Here is a 19,854-nt window from a genome sequence, read left to right as displayed (position 1 = left end):
CACGTTGACCAACCACCACCAGGCGACCCGGGGGGAACCCCGGGTCGCTCTCGTCACCTGCGCCGAACTGGCCGACCTCGACCCGGACGACCGTCTCGTCCTCGGCCCGCTGGCGGCCCGGGGGATCGCCGCCGAGCCCGTCGTCTGGGACGACCCGACCGTCGACTGGGCCGGGTACGACCTGGCCGTGCTCCGCTCGCCCTGGGACTACATGTTCCGGCGCGACGAGTTCGTCGCCTGGGCGACCCGGGTGCCCCGGCTGGTCAACCCGGTCGACGTGGTGCGCTGGAACACCGACAAGCGCTACCTCGACGAGTTCTCCGCGGCCGGCGTGCCGACGGTGCCGACCGGCTGGGTGCTGCCCGGCGAGCCGTGGCAACCGCCCGCCGACCGGGGCGGGTACGTCGTCAAGCCCGCCGTCAGCGCCGGCAGCCGGGACACCGGGCGCTACGACCTGGCCGACCCGCAGCACCGGGAACTCGCCGCCGCCCACGTCCGCCGGCTCGGCGCGGCCGGTCGGGTGGCCATGATCCAGCCGTATTTGACGGCGGTCGACACCGTCGGCGAGACCGCGCTGCTCTTCCTCGCCGGCCCGGACGGCCTGGCGTTCAGCCACGCCATCCGCAAGGGGCCGATGCTGACCGGCCCGGACGAGGGCATCGAGGGGCTCTTCAAGCCCGAGGAGATCACCGCGCGCACCGCTGCTGCCGAGCAGCTCGCCGTGGCGGAGCAGGTTCTGGCGGGGGTGCCCGGCGGGTCGCAGCGGCTGCTCTACGCCCGGGTGGACCTGATCCCCGGCCCGGACGGCACCCCCGTGCTGGTGGAGCTGGAGCTGACCGAGCCGTCGCTCTTCATCGGGTACGCCGACGGCGCCCCCGACCGTCTCGCGGATGCCATCCGCACCCACCTGGACCGCCCCTGAGGCGTGGCGGTCGGCCAGCTCACGCTCGTTTCCCGGTCCGCTGCGCGGAAGCGCCGGAGAGGCCAGCCGGTCCCGGAGCGGGCGTGACCTCGCCGACGGGATGTCAGGCGTGGGCCGGGAGCGGCTCCTCGGCCGGCGCGCTGGTTCCGCCCGGTGCCGCGTCGACCGGACGGCGCTCGCGGGTCGACCAGAGCACCGCCAGGGTGGCGAGCCAGACCAGGCAGGAGCCGAGCATGTGCGCGCCCACCAGCAGCACCGGCAGGTTGGTGAAGTACTGCACGAAGCCGATCACACCCTGGCCCAGCTCGACCAGGAGCAGGGTCAGGGCGGCCCGCACGGTTCGGGTCGGCGCGCCGATCGCGCGCAGGGCCAGCCACAGGCCCACGGTCAGGCCGACGAGCAGGAAGACCAGGTCGGCGTGCACCTGGGAGATGGTCTGCGGGTCGAGCCCGTTGCGGATCGCGTCGGCGTCACCGGCGTGCGGACCGCTGCCGGTCACCGCGACCCCGACGACGATCACCGCCGCGCTGACCACCACGGTGAGCCAGGCCAGGGCCCGCAGCGCGGACGGCACCACCGGCGCCCGGGGGCCGTCCGGCTCGACCACCCGACGCCAGAGCGCGTACGCGACGAGGAGCAGCAGCATCGAGACCACGAAGTGGATGCCCACGATCGAGGGGTGCAGCTGGGTGCGTACGGTGATCCCGCCGATCACGGCCTGCGCCACGATGCCGAGGACGACGCCCAGCGCGAGCGGCACCACGCCCGGCCGGCGCGGCCGGTGCGCCAGCGCGGCCAGCAGGGTGGCGCCCGCGATCAGCACCAGCACGAAGGTGAGCAGCCGGTTGCCGAACTCGATCACCCCGTGCACGCCCATCTCGGCCGTGGCGGTGTACGACTCGTCGGTGCACCGGGGCCAGGTCGGGCAGCCCAGCCCGGAGGCGGTCAACCGGACCGCCCCGCCGGTGACGACGATCGCCGTGTTCGCGACGATGTTGGCGTACGCGAGGCGGCGTAGCAGGGTGGTGGTGACCGGAAACCGGGCGGGTCGCTTCACGGAGCGAATCCTACGCAACGTAGTTGACCCCGATCGGGTGACTCCGCCCGTGCGGTGGTTCGGATCACCGCACCCCGCGTTTGCAGGCCCCCGGCGAATTACGTAACGTGGGTGTTGTGAAAAAGGCGGCAGGGCCCACCGGGCGCCAGTCGGCAGCCGAAGCGGCTGCCGACCGGTCGGCGTCAGCCGCCCAGGTGGCGTCCGCGACGGGGCGTACCGCCGGAGCCGCCGCCAACCTGCCCGCCGGCGAGCTGTCGACCCGGGACCGGGTCACCCAGCTGCTGCTGGAGCGCCGGGCGGCCACCGCCGCCCAACTGGGCGACGCGCTGGGGCTCAGCCCGGCGGCGATCCGCCGGCACCTCGACGCGATGCTCGCCGACGGTGACGTGCTCGCCCGCGAGCAGGCCGTACGCGGTCACCGGGGGCGGGGCCGGCCGGCCAAGGTGTTCCTGCTGACCGACGCCGCCCGCAGCCGCTGTGGCACACACCACTACGACAACATGGCCACCGCCGCGCTGCGCTGGATCGCCCGCACCGGTGGCTCGCCCGCGGTGGAGCGGTTCGCCGCCGAGCAGGTGGCCGCCCTGGAGGCTCGCTGCCGGGCCGCCCTGGCCGACGCCGGCGACGATCCGATGGCCCGCGCCGAGGCACTCGCCGCGGCGCTGACCGCCGAGGGTTACGCTGCCAGTGCGTCCACGATCGCTTCCGGCGGCCAGCTCTGCCAGCACCACTGCCCGGTGGCGCACGTGGCCGCCGAGTTCCCCCAGCTGTGCGAGGCCGAGACCACGGTGATCTCCCGCCTGGTTGGCACGCACGTGCAGCGCCTGGCCACCATCGCGCACGGCGACGGGGTGTGCACCACGCACATTCCCGGTCCGCCGCCTGCCCAGTCCGGTAAGACCGTCACCACTGTGAGGACAGATAGATGACCGAGCAGATCGTCCAGCCCCTGACCCAGGAGGAGCAGCTTGCCGCCCTGGGCAACTACGAGTACGGCTGGGCCGACCCGGACGTCGCCGGGGCCGCCGCCCAGCGCGGCCTCAGCGAGGCGGTGGTGCGGGACATCTCGGCCAAGAAGAACGAGCCGGCCTGGATGCTCGACCTGCGGCTGAAGGGCCTGCGGCTGTTCGGGCGCAAGCCCATGCCGGCCTGGGGCGCGGACCTCACCGGGATCGACTTCGACAACATCAAGTACTTCGTGCGCTCCACCGAGAAGCAGGCCGCCAGCTGGGAGGACCTGCCGGAGGACATCAAGAACACCTACGACCGGCTGGGCATCCCGGAGGCCGAGAAGCAGCGTCTCGTCGCCGGTGTCGCCGCCCAGTACGAGTCCGAGGTGGTCTACCACAAGATCCGTGAGGACCTGGAGGAGCAGGGTGTCGTCTTCCTCGACACCGACACCGCCCTCAAGGAGCACGAGGACCTGTTCAAGGAGTACTTCGGCACGGTGATCCCGGTCGGCGACAACAAGTTCGCCGCGCTGAACACCTCCGTGTGGTCCGGTGGCTCGTTCATCTACGTGCCGAAGGGCGTGCACGTGGAGATCCCGTTGCAGGCGTACTTCCGGATCAACACCGAGAACATGGGCCAGTTCGAGCGGACGCTGATCATCGTCGACGAGGGTGCGTACGTGCACTACGTCGAGGGCTGCACCGCGCCCATCTACTCCTCGGACTCGCTGCACAGCGCGGTGGTCGAGATCGTGGTCAAGAAGAACGCCCGGTGCCGCTACACGACCATCCAGAACTGGTCGAACAACGTCTACAACCTGGTCACCAAGCGCGCCGTCTGCCACGAGGGCGCGACCATGGAGTGGATCGACGGCAACATCGGCTCCAAGGTGACCATGAAGTACCCGGCGGTCTACATGACCGGCCAGCACGCCAAGGGCGAGGTGCTCTCGGTGGCGATGGCCGGCGAGGGCCAGCACCAGGACGCCGGCGCCAAGATGGTGCACGCGGCGCCGCACACCAGCAGCACCATCGTGTCGAAGTCGATCGCCCGGGGCGGCGGCCGGACCTCGTACCGGGGCCTGGTGCAGGTGCTGGAGGGCTCGCACAGCAGCGCCAGCACGGTCAAGTGCGACGCCCTGCTGGTCGACACCATCTCCCGCTCCGACACCTACCCCTACGTCGACATCCGCGAGGACGACGTGTCGATGGGGCACGAGGCGACCGTCTCCAAGGTCAGCGAGGACCAGCTCTTCTACCTGATGAGCCGGGGCCTGAGCGAGGACGAGGCGATGGCGATGATCGTGCGCGGCTTCATCGAGCCGATCGCCAAGGAACTGCCGATGGAGTACGCCCTGGAGCTCAACCGCCTGATCGAGCTGCAGATGGAGGGCGCGGTCGGCTGACCCGCCCGGCGGGCCGGCCCGGGTCGGCCCGCCACCCCAGCACCAAGACCGTCGTCGCAAGAACAGACCAAGGACGAGATGACTACCCAGGCTTCCGCGCCGCCCAGCACCAAGTCGCAGGCGCTGCGCTCGTACGACGTCGCCGACTTCCCGGCCCTGACCGGCCTGGAGGAGGAGTGGCGCTTCACCCCGCTCAAGCGGCTGCGCGGGCTGGTCGGTGACGACCGGACCGCCACCGGCACGGTCCGGCACGAGTACGCCGACCTGCCCGAGGGCGTGACCGTCGAGCGGATCGGCACCGACGACCCCCGGTTGGGCAGCGTGCTCACCCCGGTCGACCGGGTCAGCGCGCTCGCCTTCAGCGCGACCGGGCAGGCCCTGCTGGTGCGGGTGGCGCAGGACGCCGTGGTGAGTGGCCCGACCATCCTGCGGGCGATCGGCGAGGGCAGCGACGGCCTGGCCTTCGGGCACACCTTCGTCGAGGTGGGCCGCTTCGCCGAGGCGATCATCGTGCTGGAGCAGGTCGGCTCGGCGACCCTGGCCGACAACGTCGAGGTGGCGGTGGGTGACGGGGCGAAGCTGACCCTGGTCACGGTGGCCGACTGGGCCGACGACGCGGTGCAGGCGCAGCACCTCAAGGTGCGGTTGGGTCGCGACGCGCGGGTGCAGCACATCCAGGTCAGCCTCGGTGGCGACCTGGTCCGCCAGTACACCACCGTCGAGTACACCGACCGGGGTGGCGAGGCCGAGCTGTACGGCGTCTACTTCGCCGACTCCGGCCAGCACCTGGAGCACCGCCAACTGGTCGACCACACCGTGCCGGACTGCCGCAGCTACGTCGGCTACCGGGGCGCGTTGCAGGGCGATAGCGCCCGTACGGTCTGGGTCGGCGACGTGCTGATCCGGGCCGAGGCGACCGGCACCGACACGTACGAGATCAACCGGAACCTGCTGCTCACCGACGGCGCGCGGGCCGACTCCGTACCCAATCTGGAGATCGAGACCGGCGAGATCGCCGGCGCCGGCCACGCGAGCGCCACCGGCCGCTTCGACGACGAGCAGCTCTTCTACCTGATGGCCCGGGGCATCCCGGAGGCCGAGGCGCGCCGGCTGGTGGTGCGCGGCTTCTTCGCCGAACTGCTGAACAAGATCCCGGTCGAGGGGCTGCGCGAGCGGCTCGGCGAGACGATCGAGGCCCGGCTCACGAAGGCCGGCGCTTGATGATCCGCATCTGCGCCGTCGAGGACGTGCCGAAGGGGACCGTGATCGCCGCCGACGTCGACGGCACCCGGATCGCCCTCGTGCACGGCGAGGACGAGCAGTTCTACGCCGTGTACGACGAGTGCTCACACGCCGCCGTGGCCCTCTCCGAGGGCGAGGTGGAGGGCTGCACGCTGGAGTGCTGGCTGCACGGCTCCCGCTTCGACCTGCGCACCGGCGAGCCGACCGGGCTGCCCGCCACCGAACCCGTTCCCGTCTACCCCGTCGACGTACGCGACGGCGACATCTACGTCAGTCTGACGCCGAGTAATGGAGTGACCCGATAATGAGCACCCTGGAGATCCGTGACCTGCAGGTGTCGGTCAAGCTGCCCGAGGGTGAGCTCAAGCCGATCCTGGCCGGTGTCGACCTGACCGTGCGCTCCGGTGAGACGCACGCCATCATGGGCCCGAACGGCTCCGGCAAGTCGACCCTGGCGTACTCGATCGCCGGTCACCCGAAGTACGAGATCACCGGCGGGTCGGTGACCCTGGACGGCGTCGACATGCTGGAACTGTCGGTCGACGAGCGGGCCCGCGCGGGTCTCTTCCTCGCCATGCAGTACCCGGTCGAGGTGCCCGGCGTCTCGGTGGCGAACTTCCTGCGTACCGCCAAGACCGCGATCGACGGCGAGGCGCCGAAGCTGCGCACCTGGGGCGGCGAGCTGCGCGGCGCCATGGAGCGCCTGCACATGGACCCGGCCTTCGCCCAGCGCAACGTCAACGAGGGCTTCTCCGGCGGTGAGAAGAAGCGGCACGAGATCGTGCAGCTGGAGCTGCTCAAGCCGAAGATGGCCATCCTCGACGAGACCGACTCGGGCCTCGACGTGGACGCGCTGCGCGTGGTGAGCGAGGGCGTGAACCGGGTGCGCGACACCGGCGACACCGGTCTGCTGCTGATCACCCACTACACCCGGATCCTGCGCTACATCAAGCCGGACTTCGTGCACGTCTTCGTCGCCGGCCGGATCGTCGAGCAGGGCGGCCCGGAACTGGCCGACAAGCTGGAGGAATCCGGCTACGAGCGGTACGCGGCCGGGGCCGGTTCGGCCCGGGCCTGATCCCAAGGAAGGGCCGGTCACCACGATGACCACCATCGCGATCCCGTCAGGCATGCCGCAGTACGACGACGCGCCCCGCTACGACGTGGCGGCGGTACGCGCCGACTTCCCGATCCTGGAGCGGGAGATCAACGGGCATCCGCTGGTCTACCTCGACAGCGCCAACACCTCGCACAAGCCGCGCCAGGTGCTCGACGCCCTGGACGAGCACTACCGGCGGCACAACGCCAACGTGTCCCGCTCGGTGCACACGCTGGGCACCGAGGCCACCGAGGCGTACGAGGGGGCCCGGGCGAAGGTCGCCGCGTTCGTCAACGCGCCCAGCGTCGACGAGGTGGTGTTCACCAAGAACTCCACCGAGGCGATCAACATCGTGGCGTACGCCTTCTCCAACGCCTCGCTGCGCCCCGACGCGGCTGCGCTGTCTGCTCCGTCCCGCGAACGCGGGACGGACGAGCGGTTCCGGCTCGGGCCGGGTGACGAGATCGTCATCTCCGAGATGGAGCACCACTCGAACATCGTGCCGTGGCAGTTGCTGGCCGAGCGCACCGGCGCGACGCTGCGCTGGTTCCCGGTCACCGACCAGGGCCGGCTGGACGAGTCCGGCCTGACCGACCTGGTCAACGAGCGGACGAAGATCGTCTCGCTGGTGCACATGTCCAACATCCTCGGCACCGTCAACGCCACCGCGCGGATCACCGCGCGGGTCCGCGAGGTGGGGGCGCTGCTGCTGCTGGACTGCTCGCAGTCGGTGCCGCACCTGCCGATCGACGTGGTCGACCTGGACGCCGACTTCGTCGTCTTCACCGGGCACAAGATGTGCGGCCCGACCGGCATCGGGGTGCTCTGGGGGCGGTCGGAGCTGCTGGCGGCGATGCCGCCGGTCTTCGGTGGCGGTTCGATGATCGAGACGGTGGCGATGGGCGGCTCGACGTACGCCCCGCCGCCGGCCCGCTTCGAGGCGGGCACCCCGCCGATCGCCGAGGCGGTCGCGCTCGGCGCGGCCGTGGACTACCTCACCGGCATCGGCATGCGGGCAATCCAGTGGCACGAGAAGCAGCTGACCGCGTACGCGCTGGACGCCCTGGCCACCGTCCCCGGTCTGCGGATCTTCGGCCCGGAGGTGCCGGTCGGCCGGGGCGGCACGATCTCCTTCGCCCTCGGCGACGTGCACCCGCACGACGTCGGGCAGGTGCTCGACTCCCTCGGTGTGCAGGTGCGGGTGGGGCACCACTGCGCGCGGCCGGTCTGCACCCGGTTCGGGGTGCCGGCGATGACCCGGGCCTCGTTCTACCTCTACACCACCACGGAGGAGATCGACGCGCTGGTGGCGGGGCTGGAGCGGGTGCGAAAGGTGTTCCGATGAGCCGGGCGGCGCAGGAGCCCGGCGCGTCGACGGGAGGCCGGCCTGATGCAGCTTGAGTCGCTTTACCAGGAGATCATCCTGGACCACTACAAGCACCCGCACGGTCGTGGCCTGCGGGATGCCGCCGACCCGGGCGACCAGGTCGGCGAGGCGCACCACGTTAACCCGACCTGTGGCGACGAGGTGACCATCCGGGTGGCCACCGACGGCACCGTGCTGCACGACGTGTCGTACGAGGGGATCGGCTGCTCGATCAGTCAGGCGTCCGCGAGCGTGCTGCACGAGCTGCTGGTCGGCCGGGGCGCGGCCGAGGCGTTCGAGGTGCACGAGGCGTTCGTGGCGCTGATGTCCGGCCGTGGCCAGGTCACGCCGGACGAGGACGTGCTCGGCGACGGGGTGGCGTTCGAGGGAGTCGCCCGCTACCCCGCCCGGGTCAAGTGCGCGCTGTTGCCGTGGATGGCGTTCAGGGACGCCGCGGCACGCGCCGGTGTGGGCGCGAGCCCGACGGAGGTGAAGGCATGAGCGAGGAAACTGGAACCGCCACGCCGCAGGGCGGGGCCGTGGCCACCGACGCGGCGACCCCGACGGCCGCCGACACGTCGGCGACCGCTGGGACCGAGGCGACCGCTGGCGCCGGGTCGGCCGGCGGTGGCCGGGCCACCCTCGCCGACATCGAGGAGGCGATGAAGGACGTCGTCGACCCGGAACTGGGCATCAACGTGGTCGACCTGGGACTGGTGTACGGCGTCCACGTCGACGACCAGAACGTCGCGACCCTGGACATGACGCTGACCTCGGCGGCCTGCCCGCTCACCGACGTGATCGAGGACCAGGCCCGGTCGGCGCTGACCACCGGTCCGGGCGGTGGGCTGGTCGACGACATCCGGATCAACTGGGTCTGGCTGCCCCCGTGGGGCCCCGACAAGATCACCGACGAGGGCCGCGACCAGCTCCGCTCTCTCGGCTTCAACGTCTGACCTGGTCGCACCGGCGCCCGGGGCCCGGCCGATGGCCGGAACTCCGGGCGTTTGGTGTCGGTCCTGGTGGGCGTCGGCGGGTCAGGTCAGAGGCTCAGCGTCCAGCTGTCCAGGTAGCCGGTGTCGGCGCTGGCGGAGTCCTGGACGCGCAGTTTCCAGGCGCCGTCGGCGGCCTTGCCGGACAGGTCCCGGGTGTAGGTCTGGAAGATGTTGTCGGCGCTGCCGCCGGTGCGGTTGTGCAGCACGTAGGCGGTGCCGTCCGGGGCGACCAGCGAGACGGTCAGGTCACCGATCCAGGTGTGATAGATGCGTACCTCGATCGCGCTGGTGGCACTGGCGGTGCGCCCGCATCCGTGGATCACGATCGTGCTCTCGATCGTGCTGTTGTCGTTGATCGGGTAGTCGGTGGCGTTGGTCTGGGCGCAGCCGGGCGGGCCGTTGACGGTGAGCGTGTAGGTCGTGCCCTGGGAGGTTTCGGGCCCGGTGCCGAGCACGGTCAGCGGGTAGAGGCCGGGCACGGTGCTGGCGGCGCTGCTCAGGGTCAGCGTGGCCGTGTCACCGGAGGTGACCGTGGCGGGGCTGAAGCTGGCGGTCACACCGGCCGGCAGGCCGGTGACGCTGAGCGCGACGTCGTGCGGCGTACCGACCGTGGTGGTGGTGCTGACCGTGGCCGTGGTCGAGCTGCCCGGGTCGACGGTGCCGGCGGTCGGGTCGACGGTGAGGGCGAAGTCCTGGGTGGGCGGCACGATGTTGCCGGTGTAGAGCAGGGTGTTCGGGGAGCCCGTGCCGGGGTTGGTGACCACGTTGGTGGTGGCGTGGTCGACAAGCAGGTCGCGGATCTGCTGCGGGTCGTAGCCCGGGTTGGCGGCCAGGGCCAGGGCAGCCGCGCCGGCGACGTGCGGGGCCGCCATCGAGGTACCGTTGATGGTGTTGGTGGCGGTGTCGCTGCCGATCCAGGCCGACGTGATGGCGCTGCCGGGGGCGAAGATATCCAGGCAGGTGCCGAAGTTGGAGTAGCTGGCGCGGGCGTCGGTGCTGGTGGTCGCGCCGACGGTGATCGCCTCCGGGGTGCTGGCCGGCGAGTAGTTGCAGGCGTTGGCGGAGTTGTTGCCTGCGGCGATGGAGTACACCACGCCGTCGGCGATGGACCGGCTGACCGCGTCGTTGGTGGCTTGGTCACGGCCGCCGCCGAGGCTCATGTTCGCCACCGCCAACTCGCCCGGCTCGTGGTCCGCGGTCACCCAGTCGATACCCGCGATGACCTGCGCGTAGGTGCCGCCCCCACCGTTGTCCAGGACCCGTACGCCGACCAGGGTGACGCCCTTGGCCACCCCGTATGCGGCGCCGCCGACGGTGCCGGCGACGTGGGTGCCGTGACCGTGGCCGTCGTCGGCGCTGCCGCCGTCGATGGCATCGAAGCCGGTGACGGCCCGGCCGCCGAAGTCGGAGTGGGAGAACCGGATGCCGGTGTCGATGATGTACGCGGTGACGCCCGTGCCGTCGTTGGGGTAGGTGAAGCTGTTGTTCAGCGGCAGGGCCCGCTGGTCGATCCGGTCCAGGCCCCAGGACGGGGTCGGGGCCTGGGTGTCCGCGATCGAGACGGTCCGGTTCTGCTGGACGTACTTGACGGACGGGTGGGCCGCCAGTCGCTTGGCCGCTCGTTCGGTCAGTCGGGCCTCGAAGCCGCGCAGCGCGTCGTGGTAGGTGCGGGCGATGCTGCCGCCGTGCCGGCCGGCGAGGGTCTTCGCGGTGGCCCCCACCTCGGCCCGGCTCACCGCCGAGTCCTTGAGGACGACGATGTACGAGTCGGCGACGGCGGCGACGTCGCCGGCGTGCAGGATCTGGCCCTCCGCGGGTTCCGCGTGGGCCGGTGCGGCGACCGCCACCAGGGCGAGCGTCGCGGCGGCGGTGAGCGTGAGGCGCCAGGGGCGCCGGGATGGCTGGGAGAGGAGCATCTCCCGCCTCCTTCCGAAGCGCGGCTGACCTGCTTGTGACAGGACAGTCGGTGACCATGGAGCTGACTGACACAGATGGTAGGACCAAAATCCATCGATGTTGAGAGATATAAATCGGCCCTGGAATCCCGTAGCATGGTGATTTTTTGCATCTACGAACATGGATTAAGTGGCGTTAACAGAACTGAAACGTCAGCCGTGGGGAGTGCTGGTGCCTGTTCGCCGGCGACTTCTATCGATCAGTGCGGCGAGCAGCGAGGACGCCGCCCTCTCGCCCGGATCTGTCCGGAAGTGATCGTCGACATTCGATGCCGGACGATTGCCTGACGGCAATTCTCGCGAGCTGTGAACAGCACACGGGTCCCGTCGCCGAGACGCGTGCGGACAATCACGGGACGGCTGTGGGCGCAGGAGCCGTCGGCCTCGGACGGGGCCCGGGATAAACGTGTGGTGCCGGCGGTGCGGTAGGCGCAGGATGTCGGCGTGCGGACGTACCCGATGCTGCCCCGCCTGACTGCCGCGACCGCTGCCACGGGCCGACAGCCGATCTCGCCCGGGTGCTCCTCGCCACCCTCCCCGTCCCCGTGACCGGGGCCTTCCTGGCCGGCCTGGTCGCCGGCTACGGCGTCGCCATCCCGGTCGGCGCCATCGCGGTACTCGTCGTGGGGCTGACGGCGCGTACCTCGTTCCGGGTCGGCGCGGCCGCCGCGCTCGGGGTGGCCACCGCCGACGGGATCTACGCCGGACTCGCGGCGCTCGGCGGCGCGGTCGTCGCCGGCTGGCTCAGGCCGCTCGGGACGCCGTTGCGGTTGGTCGCCGCCACGGTGCTGCTCGCCCTCGCCGCCCACGGCGCGTGGTGGGCCCTGCGCGCCCGAGAGCCGGCCCGGCCGGCGGCCGGTGCCGCGCGGCCGCCGGGCAGCGCAACGGCTCGACGAGGGTTGGACACCCCGCTGCGGGCGTTCGCCGGGATCCTCGCACTGACCCTGCTCAACCCGGCCACCGTCGTCTACTTCACGGCACTGGTTGTCGGACGCGGCGACCAGGGCGGGTCCGGGGCCGCCGTGGCGGTGCTGTTCACCCTCGGCGCGTTCCTGGCCTCGGCCAGTTGGCAACTGCTGGTCGCGGCCGGCGGCACGCTGCTCGGCCGGACACTCACCGGCGCCCGGGGACGCCTGGTCACCGCCCTGCTGTCGAGCGCCATCATCACGGCACTCGCCCTCGCGGTGCTCCTCGACCGGTAGAAGTCCGCAGTGGACGGTCGGCGACGTGACGGTCCTGTGAAGAACGAGTTGCGTCTATCGTCGACAGTCGCCTCCCGGAACATCTTCCACTGTTCGGCCGATGTTCGACATCCCCCGTCCGCCTAGGGTCTGGCCCATCCATGGATCATCCGCGTCGCCCCGTCGACCCGGGACGGCGCGGTGGGTCTCACCCCTCACCAACAGGGAGACGAGTTGAGGAACTTGCTCACCCATCGACCGGGTGGCCGGTCAGCCGCCGGCCGGTCACGCCGGGGCCGGCTGGCCGCCGTCCTGGCCGCCGCGCTGGTGGCGACGATGTCGCCGATCGTGCTCACCCCGGCTCCGGCCGGCGCTGCCCCCTCGGCGGACGGGCCGTGGCAGAAGCTGGACGGCAAGCCCGCCGCAACGAAGTCGGGCCGTACGGCCGCCATCGAGGCGACGCGGCTGTCCGCCTACACCCTCGACCGCGCCGGCCTGGAGAACCTGCTGGACCGGGCACCGCTGGAGCAGCGCCGGGCGGCGCGCCAGCAGCGACAGGTGGTGTCGCTGCCCGCCCCGGACGGCACCTTCCAGCGCTTCGCGCTCGTCGAGTCGCCGGTGATGGAGGCGGGCCTGGCCGCTGCCCATCAGGAGATCAGCACGTACGCGGGCACCGGCCTGGACGACCCGACCGCGACCCTCCGGGCGGACCTGACCCCGCTCGGCTTCCACGCCTCGGTCCGCTCGGCCGACGGCGCGTGGTACATCGACCCGTACTACCACCGCGACCAGAGCCTGTACGCGAGCTACTTCGCCCGCGACCTGGCGAACCAGCACGGTGACTTCGTGGAGCGCGAGGATGTCGAGTCGGCGGCCCATGCGCTGCACGACGAGGTCGAGGCGGCCCAGGACGAGGCGGTGGTGGGCCCGCTGGTGACGCTGCGCACCTACCGTCTCGCGTTCGTCACCGACTCGTCGTACGCCACCTTCTTCGGCGCGGAGAACGTGACCGCGGCGAAGGTGACGTTGATCAACCGGGTGAACCAGATCTATGAGGACGAGACCGCGATCCGGCTCGTCCTGGTCAACGACACCGAGAAGACGAACCTGAACACTCCGGCGCTGGCCACCGAGCCGAACGGCCCGTGCGGCGCGGCGGCCTGCTACACCCCGGCCCAGATCGCCTCCTGTGGCAGCGGCCTGCTGAGCCGCAACCGGATCGTGCTCGGTCAGCTGATCGGCGCCAGCAACTACGACGTCGGCCACATCGGACTCGGCGTCAACGGCGGCGGCATCGCCAGCCTGGGCGTGGTCGGCGGCAACGGCAAGGCCCAGGGCTGCACCGGCCTACCGACACCGATCGGCGACTTCTACGCGGTGGACTACGTCGCGCACGAGATCGGCCACCAGTTCGCCGGCAACCACACCTTCAACGGCAACCAGTGGAACTGCTCGGGCGGCAACCGGAGCGCGGCCAACTCGTACGAGCCGGGCAGCGGCTCGTCGATCATGGCGTACGCCGGCATCTGCCAGCAGGACAACCTTCAGCCGCACACCGACCCGTACTGGTCGCACCGCAGCTACACCGAGATCACGAACTACGTCACGTCGAGCCGGCCGGCGATCAGCGAGGTGCAGACCGTCTCGCTGCGCGACTTCGACACCGCCGGTGACTCGTTCACCATCAACCACGGCGGGGCCGACTCGGCTGCCATCGTGCGGGGGATCAACTACACCACCGCCGGGATCAAGGCCGCGATCGAGGCGATCGCCGGCTGGCCGGCCGGCGCCACGGTCACCGTCGCCGCCTTCGGCGGCAGCGGCACGCTGAACGACACCGGGTTCCAGGTCACCTTCGGTGGCACGCTGGCCGCCACCGACGTCGCCCAACTCGCCCTCACCAACGTCTCCGGTGCCACCGGGTTCGTGGGCGAGACGGCCAAGGGCGGGGCCATCGACAACGGCGGCTACCTGGTCGAGCAGACCGGCAACCGCGCCCCCGTGGTCACCGTGCCGGACACCGTCACGATCCCGGTGCGGACCCCGTTCGCGCTCACCGGTAGCGCCACCGACGCCGACGGCGACACGCTGACGTACCTGTGGGAGCAGAATGACCGGGGTGGCGCCGCCGGGATCGCGCTGACGAACAACACCAAGACCAATGGCCCGCTGTTCCGGGTGTTCAGCGAGCCGGCGTGGGTGTCGGCGGAGGACACCCTGAAGTACCACTCGCCGGGTCAGAATGCGGTGACCACCAACTCGACGCGGGTCTTCCCGGACCTGAAGCAGATCCTGGCCGGCAACACGAACGCCCGGACGGGCGCCTGCCCGGCCGCCCCGGCGCCGCCCGCCAGTGGTGGTGCCTCGAACGTGCCGGCGGACCTCCTCGACTGCTACTCGGAGTTCCTGCCCACCCGGGACTGGGTCGGCTTCAGCAACGACCGGACCATGCACTTCAAGCTGACCGCGCGGGACGGGCGGCTCGGGGGCGGCGGCCTCGGCAGCGCCGACGTCGCGGTGGTGCTCGCCCCGGACGCCGGGCCGTTCCTGGTCACCTCGCAGGACTCCGCCGCCGTCCTGGACGGTGGCTCGACCCAGACCGTGACCTGGGACGTGGCCGGCACCGACGTGGCGCCGGTGAACGTCGGCCAGGTGCGGGTCACCCTCTCCGCGGACGGCGGGGAGACCTTCCCGCACGTGTTGGCGGAGAGCACCGCCAACACCGGAAGCGCGACGGTCACCCTGCCGAACGTCGCCACCGAGCAGGCACGGATCAGGATCGAGGCGATCGGCAACATCTTCTTCGACGTCAACGACGCCGAGTTCACCATCCGGGCCGTCCCGGTGGTCGCCAGCGACGCCCCGGCCGGCGGGGCCGGCGTCCAGTACAGCGACGCGCTCTCGCCGGCCGTCACCGTCACGGCGACCGACGCCGACACCGCCGGCACGGCGCTGACCGCGTCCGCCGTGGGCCTGCCGGCTGGTCTGTCGCTGGCCCTGTCGAACACCTCCGGGGCGGACACCCTGCCCGGCAGCCGGAGCTGGACGGTCACCGGCACCACCGTGGCGGCCCCGGGCGCATACCCGGTCACCGTGACGGTGGCCGACGGCGCCAGCCCGCCCGTCAGCACCTCGTTCACCATCACGGTCACCGCCGAGAACTCGGCAGCCACCTGGGCCGGCGACACGCTGGTGACCACCGCGACCCGTGGGGCGGCGGGCAAGGCCCTGCTCCGGGCCGTCCTGCGGGACAGTTCGGCGCTCCCGTCGGCGACCGACAGGACCGCGGGTGACCTCCGCAACGCCACGGTGACCTTCACCGCCGGCGGCGCGGCGCTCTGCACCGCCGCGGTCGCACTTGTCGCCACGCCCACCACCACGGGCTCCGCGGCCTGCGCGGCCACCCTGCCGGCGGGCACCCACACGGTCACCGCGACGATCGGTGGGTACTACACCGGCAGCACCAGCGCCACGCTGCGGGTGGCGGTCTCCGACGGCGCATCCCTGACCGGCGGCGGGCATGCCAGCGTCAGCCGCTCGGCGGGGACCTACCCGGCTGACCCGAAGTCCAAGGTCGAGGTGGAGCTGAACGCGAAGCCGGCCACGTCGAAGAAGGCGGCGTCGGGCAAGGCGGAGATCGAGTTCCGTTCCGGTGGCAGGACGTACAAGGTCAAGGCCGCCACCGTCGACGGCCTCGGCCTGACCTCGAAGGGCAAGGCGGCCGAGGTCCGCTACCGGGCCAGCCTGTACGACAGCAGGGGCAAGGTGGTGGCCAGCGGTCTGACGCTGGCCGTGACGGTGACCGACCGGGGTTCGCCCGGAAAGAACGACACCGTCGGCATCACCGTGTGGCAGGGCGGCCTCCTGGTCTTCTCGTCCGACTGGACCGGAGCGGGGACCGGCGAGGTCAGGCTGACCGGCGGCAACCTCACCGTGCACTGACCCACGAAGAGCCAGCGCGGGAGGACGCCGACGACGGTGTCCTCCCGCGTCGCCTTCCCCGCCGTGCGGTGGCGGGCGCCCTCCTTCCCCGCTCTGATGACGGGCGTCCGCCTTTCTGCTGTGCGGTGGCGGGCGTCCGCCTTTCCTGCCGTGCGGTGGCGGTCGCCCGTGCCGTACGGTCGGGTGATGAGTAGCCGACCCGCCGCCGGGGGCGGCCGGTGGGTCGAGGTCGATCCGGCCCGCGTCGGCCGCTGGGTCGCCGGCTTCGCCGACCGGCACGGCCCACCCACCACCACCGCCCGGGAGTACGGCCTGCTGCTCACCGCCCCGGACGGCGCGACCGCCGAGCTGCACACCCCACCGGGCGCGCCGGCCACCACCGACCTGGACGCCTTCGTGGCCGCCGCGATCGCGCCGCGCCGGGTCGGGCTGCTGCTGGCCCGCAAGGGTGCGGTGGCGGTGGGCGTCGCGGAGGGGGAGCGGTTGCCGGTGCACAAGGTGGACACCCGGTACGTGCAGGGTCGTACCGCCGCCGGTGGCTGGTCGCAGCAGCGGTTCGCCCGGCGGCGGGACAACCAGGCGAAGGCGGCGTTGGCCGACGCGGTCGAGTTGGCGGCCCGGCTGCTGCTGCCGGAGGCCGACCGGCTGGACGTGGTGGTGGCCGGCGGCGACCGGCGGGCCGTGGACACCGTGCTCGCCGACCGCCGACTCGCCCCACTGGCCGCGCTGCGCACAGACCGGCTGCTCGACGTGCCGGAACCCCGGCACGCGGTGCTGGTCGCCGCGATCGCCGCCGCCCGGGCAGTGCACGTCCTGATCCGCGACCCCGCCTGACAGCCCCCAACGAAGGAAGGGCCCCCTCTTAACACGTGCTGGTGAAAAGGGTTCCCTTCTCTACCGTAGGCGTTAACAGGGGGCCCCTCCTTACACCTCAGACTGCGCCGCTGAAGGTGTCGCAGGAGGCCGGGTCGCCCGTTTCGTAGCCCCGGCTGAACCAGCGCTTGCGGTCGGCGGAGGATCCGTGGGTGAACTCGTTCGGGTTGACCGGTCGATTCGCCCGCTTCGAGATCGCGTCGTCACCGATCTTCTCCGCGGTGTCGATGGCCTCGGCGATGTCCCGCTCGGTGATGCTCTTGAAGATCTTCTGGCCGCTGTCGTCGGCCGTGCCGGTCGCATTGCGCGCCCAGGCCCCCGCGTAGCAGTCGGCCTGCAACTCAAGGCGTACCGACAGGTCGTTGGCCTTGCCCGGGTCGCGCTGCTGCGCGCGGCGGACCTGCTCGTTGGTGCCGAGCAGGTTCTGCACGTGGTGGCCGTACTCGTGGGCCAGCACGTACGGCTGGGCGAACTCGCCGGCCGCGCCGAGCTGTCGGGCGAGCACCTGGTAGAAGGTGAGATCGATGTAGACCAGCGAGTCCGCCGGGCAGTAGAACGGGCCGACGCCGGAGTCGGCCGCGCCGCAGGCGGTGTTCACGGCCTGGCTGAAGAAGACGGTGCGGGTCGGTCGGTACGGCTGGCCGAGCGACTGCGGCAGGGCGGTGCGCCAGTACGCCTGGATCGAGTTGACGTAGAGGGTGTTGCGGCAGTCGAGCTGGTCCAGCGCGTCCGGGGCGTCGCAGCGCTGCTCCAGCGCGGTGTTGTCGCCCTGCTCGTCGCCGTCGGTCAGGACGTTCAGGCCGAGGCCGCCGCCGACGAGGGCGACCAGCACGGCGATGATGATCCCGACGATGCCGCCGCGCCCACCGCCGATCGGGATCGGGATGCCCCGCCCGCCGCCGCTGCCTCGCCGGTCGTCCACCTGGCTGGTGTCGATCCGCGCGTTCTCGTTCAGCTCCATGATGACCCCGATCAGTCGGTGGCTCGCGGGCCGGAACCGCTCCGGACGGCGAATCGGTACCCGACGATCTTGGTCGGTAATCCGCGTTCACCGCCAGCCGGGGCCCGGTACAATCGGCTCGTGCTGCTCTGCGAAGGCTGAACGCCCCGCGCCGACGGGTCAACCGAGATCCGCCGGCGCTTTCGTGTGCCCTGAGTCAGCCCTTCGGAACCCGAGAGCGAGTACCCCGACATGATCACTGCCAGCGGCCTGGAACTGCGCGCCGGCGCTCGGATCCTGCTGTCCGACACGACGCTGCGGGTGCAGCCGGGCGACCGGATCGGCCTGGTCGGCCGCAACGGCGCCGGAAAGACCACCACCCTGAAGGTCCTCGCCGGCGAGGGGCAGCCGTACGCCGGGCAGATCGACCGGCGCAGCCCCGTCGGCTACCTCCCGCAGGATCCGCGTACCGGCGATCTGGAGGTCACCGGCCGCGACCGGGTGCTCTCCGCCCGTGGCCTGGACACCCTGATGTCCGGGATGAAGGAGCTGGAGGCGCAGCTCGCCGACGGCGGCGACGAGCGGCTGGTCCGCCGCTACGGTGCGCTGGAGGACCAGTTCGCCGCCCTCGGCGGGTACGCGGCCGAGGCCGAGGCGGCCCGGATCTGCGCCAACCTCGGGCTGCCCGACCGGGCCCTGGCGCAGACCATCGGCACCCTCTCCGGCGGCCAGCGCCGCCGCATCGAGCTGGCCCGCATCCTGTTCCGCGACGCGGGCGACGACGGCGGCGGCATCCTGCTGCTGGACGAGCCCACCAACCACCTCGACGCCGACTCGATCACCTGGCTGCGCGGCTTCCTCGCCAATCACAAGGGTGGGCTGGTGGTCATCTCGCACGACGGCGACCTGCTGGAGTCGGTGGTCAACAAGGTCTGGTTCCTCGACGCCACCCGGTCCGTGGTGGACAGCTACAACCTGGGCTGGAAGGCGTACCTGGAGGCGCGGGAGACCGACGAGCGGCGTCGGCGTCGGGAGCGGGCCAACGCCGAGAAGAAGGCCGGCGCGCTGATGGCCCAGGCGGACAAGATGCGGGCCAAGGCCACCAAGACCGTCGCCGCGCAGAACATGGCCCGCCGGGCCGAGCGGCTGATGTCCGGTCTGGAGGAGGTACGCGTCGCCGACAAGGTGGCCAAGGTGCGCTTCCCGGCCCCGGCCCCGTGCGGGCGGACCCCGCTGACCGCGACCGGCCTCTCCAAGTCGTACGGCTCGTTGGAGATCTTCACCGACGTCAACGTGGCGGTGGACCGGGGCTCCCGGGTGGCCATCCTCGGGCTCAACGGCGCCGGCAAGACCACCCTGCTGCGGATGCTCGGTGGCCTGCTGGAGCCGGACACCGGCGAGGTCCACCCCGGTCACGGGCTGCGACTGGGCTACTACGCACAGGAGCACGAGACGCTCGACGTGGAGCGGACCGTGCTGGAGAACATGCGGGCCGCGTCGATCGAGCAGACCGACACCGAGCTACGCAAGATCCTTGGTGCCTTCCTCTTCTCCGGAGAGGACGTCGACAAGCCCGCCGGGGTGCTCTCCGGCGGCGAGAAGACCCGGTTGGCCCTGGCCACCCTGGTCTGCTCCGGGGCCAACGTGCTGCTGCTCGACGAGCCGACCAACAACCTCGACCCGGTCAGCCGGGAGCAGGTGCTCGATGCCATCGCCCGCTATCCGGGGGCGATTGTCCTGGTCACCCACGACCCGGGGGCGGTGCTCGCGCTCAAGCCCGACCGGGCCATCCTGCTGCCCGACGGCGACGAGGACGCCTGGAGCGACGACCTGCTCGAACTCGTCGAACTCGCCTGAGGGGTAAGAGGAAGGAAGGGCACCTTATTAACGCCTCAGGTAGAGCAGGGGCCCCTTGTTAACCGCTTG

The 19,854-nt window shown here is 71.5% G+C and carries 16 protein-coding genes; 13 read left to right on the top strand and 3 right to left on the bottom strand.

Annotated elements, in window-relative coordinates; translation table 11 throughout:
• Positions 1–4 precede the first annotated feature (4 nt).
• Positions 5–922, top strand: coding sequence for an ATP-grasp domain-containing protein (locus ACQPYA_RS22350; RefSeq protein WP_433529048.1), 918 nt, complete (start codon positions 5–7; stop codon positions 920–922).
• 103 nt (positions 923–1,025) lie between these two features.
• Here the strand turns inward: ACQPYA_RS22350 and ACQPYA_RS22345 are convergent, their stop codons facing one another.
• Entirely contained in the window at positions 1,026–1,997 is a 972-nt protein-coding gene (locus ACQPYA_RS22345) for a COX15/CtaA family protein (RefSeq protein WP_433529047.1), read from the bottom strand.
• A 176-nt stretch (positions 1,998–2,173) separates the two neighbouring features.
• On the opposite strand from ACQPYA_RS22345, the gene ACQPYA_RS22340 reads away from it, so the two are divergent.
• The 8 genes from ACQPYA_RS22340 to ACQPYA_RS22305 all read left to right on the top strand — a co-directional run bounded on the left by ACQPYA_RS22340 (position 2,174) and on the right by ACQPYA_RS22305 (position 8,998).
• Entirely contained in the window at positions 2,174–2,908 is a 735-nt protein-coding gene (locus tag ACQPYA_RS22340) for a helix-turn-helix transcriptional regulator (protein WP_433529046.1), read from the top strand.
• Complete coding sequence (gene sufB / locus ACQPYA_RS22335) at positions 2,905–4,335, top strand: Fe-S cluster assembly protein SufB (protein ID WP_433529045.1); 1,431 nt, start codon at positions 2,905–2,907, stop codon at positions 4,333–4,335. Before ACQPYA_RS22340 ends, sufB begins: the two co-directional genes overlap by 4 nt.
• Positions 4,336–4,413: 78 nt before the next feature.
• Complete coding sequence (sufD, locus tag ACQPYA_RS22330; RefSeq protein ID WP_433529044.1) at positions 4,414–5,556, top strand: Fe-S cluster assembly protein SufD; 1,143 nt, start codon at positions 4,414–4,416, stop codon at positions 5,554–5,556.
• On the top strand, positions 5,556–5,882 hold the full coding sequence (locus ACQPYA_RS22325) for a non-heme iron oxygenase ferredoxin subunit (protein ID WP_433529043.1): 327 nt from the start codon (positions 5,556–5,558) through the stop codon (positions 5,880–5,882). Before sufD ends, ACQPYA_RS22325 begins: the two co-directional genes overlap by 1 nt.
• Positions 5,882–6,655: a Fe-S cluster assembly ATPase SufC gene (gene sufC / locus ACQPYA_RS22320; protein ID WP_433529042.1), complete on the top strand. Its 774-nt coding sequence runs from the start codon at positions 5,882–5,884 to the stop codon at positions 6,653–6,655. The genes ACQPYA_RS22325 and sufC overlap by 1 nt, the downstream gene beginning before the upstream one ends.
• Before the next feature lie 25 nt (positions 6,656–6,680).
• Positions 6,681–8,021 carry a cysteine desulfurase gene (locus ACQPYA_RS22315; protein WP_433529041.1) on the top strand — a complete coding sequence of 447 codons (1,341 nt, stop codon included), beginning with the start codon at positions 6,681–6,683 and terminating at the stop codon, positions 8,019–8,021.
• Positions 8,022–8,066: 45 nt separating this feature from the next.
• Positions 8,067–8,543, top strand: coding sequence for a Fe-S cluster assembly sulfur transfer protein SufU (gene sufU, locus ACQPYA_RS22310; RefSeq protein WP_433529040.1), 477 nt, complete (start codon positions 8,067–8,069; stop codon positions 8,541–8,543).
• Positions 8,540–8,998 carry a metal-sulfur cluster assembly factor gene (locus ACQPYA_RS22305; protein ID WP_433529039.1) on the top strand — a complete coding sequence of 153 codons (459 nt, stop codon included), beginning with the start codon at positions 8,540–8,542 and terminating at the stop codon, positions 8,996–8,998. The genes sufU and ACQPYA_RS22305 overlap by 4 nt, the downstream gene beginning before the upstream one ends.
• A gap of 86 nt (positions 8,999–9,084) precedes the next feature.
• Here the strand turns inward: ACQPYA_RS22305 and ACQPYA_RS22300 are convergent, their stop codons facing one another.
• Positions 9,085–10,953: a S8 family peptidase gene (locus ACQPYA_RS22300; protein WP_433529038.1), complete on the bottom strand. Its 1,869-nt coding sequence runs from the start codon at positions 10,951–10,953 to the stop codon at positions 9,085–9,087.
• Between the two features lie 584 nt (positions 10,954–11,537).
• Here ACQPYA_RS22300 and ACQPYA_RS22295 point away from each other — a divergent pair.
• The 3 genes from ACQPYA_RS22295 (at position 11,538) to ACQPYA_RS22285 (ending at position 16,949) form a co-directional block, all read left to right on the top strand.
• The gene (locus ACQPYA_RS22295) at positions 11,538–12,194 is read left to right on the top strand and encodes a LysE family transporter (RefSeq protein WP_433529037.1); all 657 of its coding nucleotides are present in this window, start codon (positions 11,538–11,540) and stop codon (positions 12,192–12,194) included.
• 213 nt (positions 12,195–12,407) lie between these two features.
• Positions 12,408–16,115 (top strand): M12 family metallo-peptidase, encoded by a 3,708-nt coding sequence (locus ACQPYA_RS22290; protein WP_433529036.1) that lies wholly within the window; start codon positions 12,408–12,410, stop codon positions 16,113–16,115.
• A 186-nt stretch (positions 16,116–16,301) separates the two neighbouring features.
• Positions 16,302–16,949 (top strand): acVLRF1 family peptidyl-tRNA hydrolase, encoded by a 648-nt coding sequence (locus ACQPYA_RS22285; RefSeq protein WP_433529035.1) that lies wholly within the window; start codon positions 16,302–16,304, stop codon positions 16,947–16,949.
• A 97-nt stretch (positions 16,950–17,046) separates the two neighbouring features.
• Here ACQPYA_RS22285 and ypfJ read toward each other — a convergent pair whose 3' ends face one another.
• Positions 17,047–17,949, bottom strand: coding sequence for a KPN_02809 family neutral zinc metallopeptidase (gene ypfJ, locus ACQPYA_RS22280; RefSeq protein WP_433529034.1), 903 nt, complete (start codon positions 17,947–17,949; stop codon positions 17,047–17,049).
• Positions 17,950–18,180: 231 nt separating this feature from the next.
• Between ypfJ and ACQPYA_RS22275 the strand changes: the two genes are divergently transcribed.
• On the top strand, positions 18,181–19,785 hold the full coding sequence (locus ACQPYA_RS22275; RefSeq protein ID WP_433529033.1) for an ABC-F family ATP-binding cassette domain-containing protein: 1,605 nt from the start codon (positions 18,181–18,183) through the stop codon (positions 19,783–19,785).
• The last annotated feature ends 69 nt before the right edge of the window (positions 19,786–19,854 follow it).

Source organism: Micromonospora sp. CA-263727 (genome assembly GCF_050942455.1).
In the GTDB taxonomy this organism is placed as follows: domain Bacteria; phylum Actinomycetota; class Actinomycetes; order Mycobacteriales; family Micromonosporaceae; genus Micromonospora.
The sequence above is the reverse complement of the archived record's forward strand: the minus strand, read 5'-3'. Positions and strand labels throughout refer to the sequence as shown.

What these genes read in the sequence shown, in the direction of transcription:
- sufB (WP_433529045.1), top strand. Translation starts at nt 2,905, where the DNA reads ATGACCGAGCAGATCGTCCAGCCCCTGACCCAGGAGGAGCAGCTTGCC.
- sufD (WP_433529044.1), top strand. Translation starts at nt 4,414, where the DNA reads ATGACTACCCAGGCTTCCGCGCCGCCCAGCACCAAGTCGCAGGCGCTG.
- ACQPYA_RS22325 (WP_433529043.1), top strand. Translation starts at nt 5,556, where the DNA reads ATGATCCGCATCTGCGCCGTCGAGGACGTGCCGAAGGGGACCGTGATC.
- sufC (WP_433529042.1), top strand. Translation starts at nt 5,882, where the DNA reads ATGAGCACCCTGGAGATCCGTGACCTGCAGGTGTCGGTCAAGCTGCCC.
- ACQPYA_RS22315 (WP_433529041.1), top strand. Translation starts at nt 6,681, where the DNA reads ATGACCACCATCGCGATCCCGTCAGGCATGCCGCAGTACGACGACGCG.
- sufU (WP_433529040.1), top strand. Translation starts at nt 8,067, where the DNA reads ATGCAGCTTGAGTCGCTTTACCAGGAGATCATCCTGGACCACTACAAG.
- ACQPYA_RS22305 (WP_433529039.1), top strand. Translation starts at nt 8,540, where the DNA reads ATGAGCGAGGAAACTGGAACCGCCACGCCGCAGGGCGGGGCCGTGGCC.
- ACQPYA_RS22300 (WP_433529038.1), bottom strand. Translation starts at nt 10,953, where the DNA reads ATGCTCCTCTCCCAGCCATCCCGGCGCCCCTGGCGCCTCACGCTCACC.
- ACQPYA_RS22285 (WP_433529035.1), top strand. Translation starts at nt 16,302, where the DNA reads ATGAGTAGCCGACCCGCCGCCGGGGGCGGCCGGTGGGTCGAGGTCGAT.
- ypfJ (WP_433529034.1), bottom strand. Translation starts at nt 17,949, where the DNA reads ATGGAGCTGAACGAGAACGCGCGGATCGACACCAGCCAGGTGGACGAC.
- ACQPYA_RS22275 (WP_433529033.1), top strand. Translation starts at nt 18,181, where the DNA reads ATGATCACTGCCAGCGGCCTGGAACTGCGCGCCGGCGCTCGGATCCTG.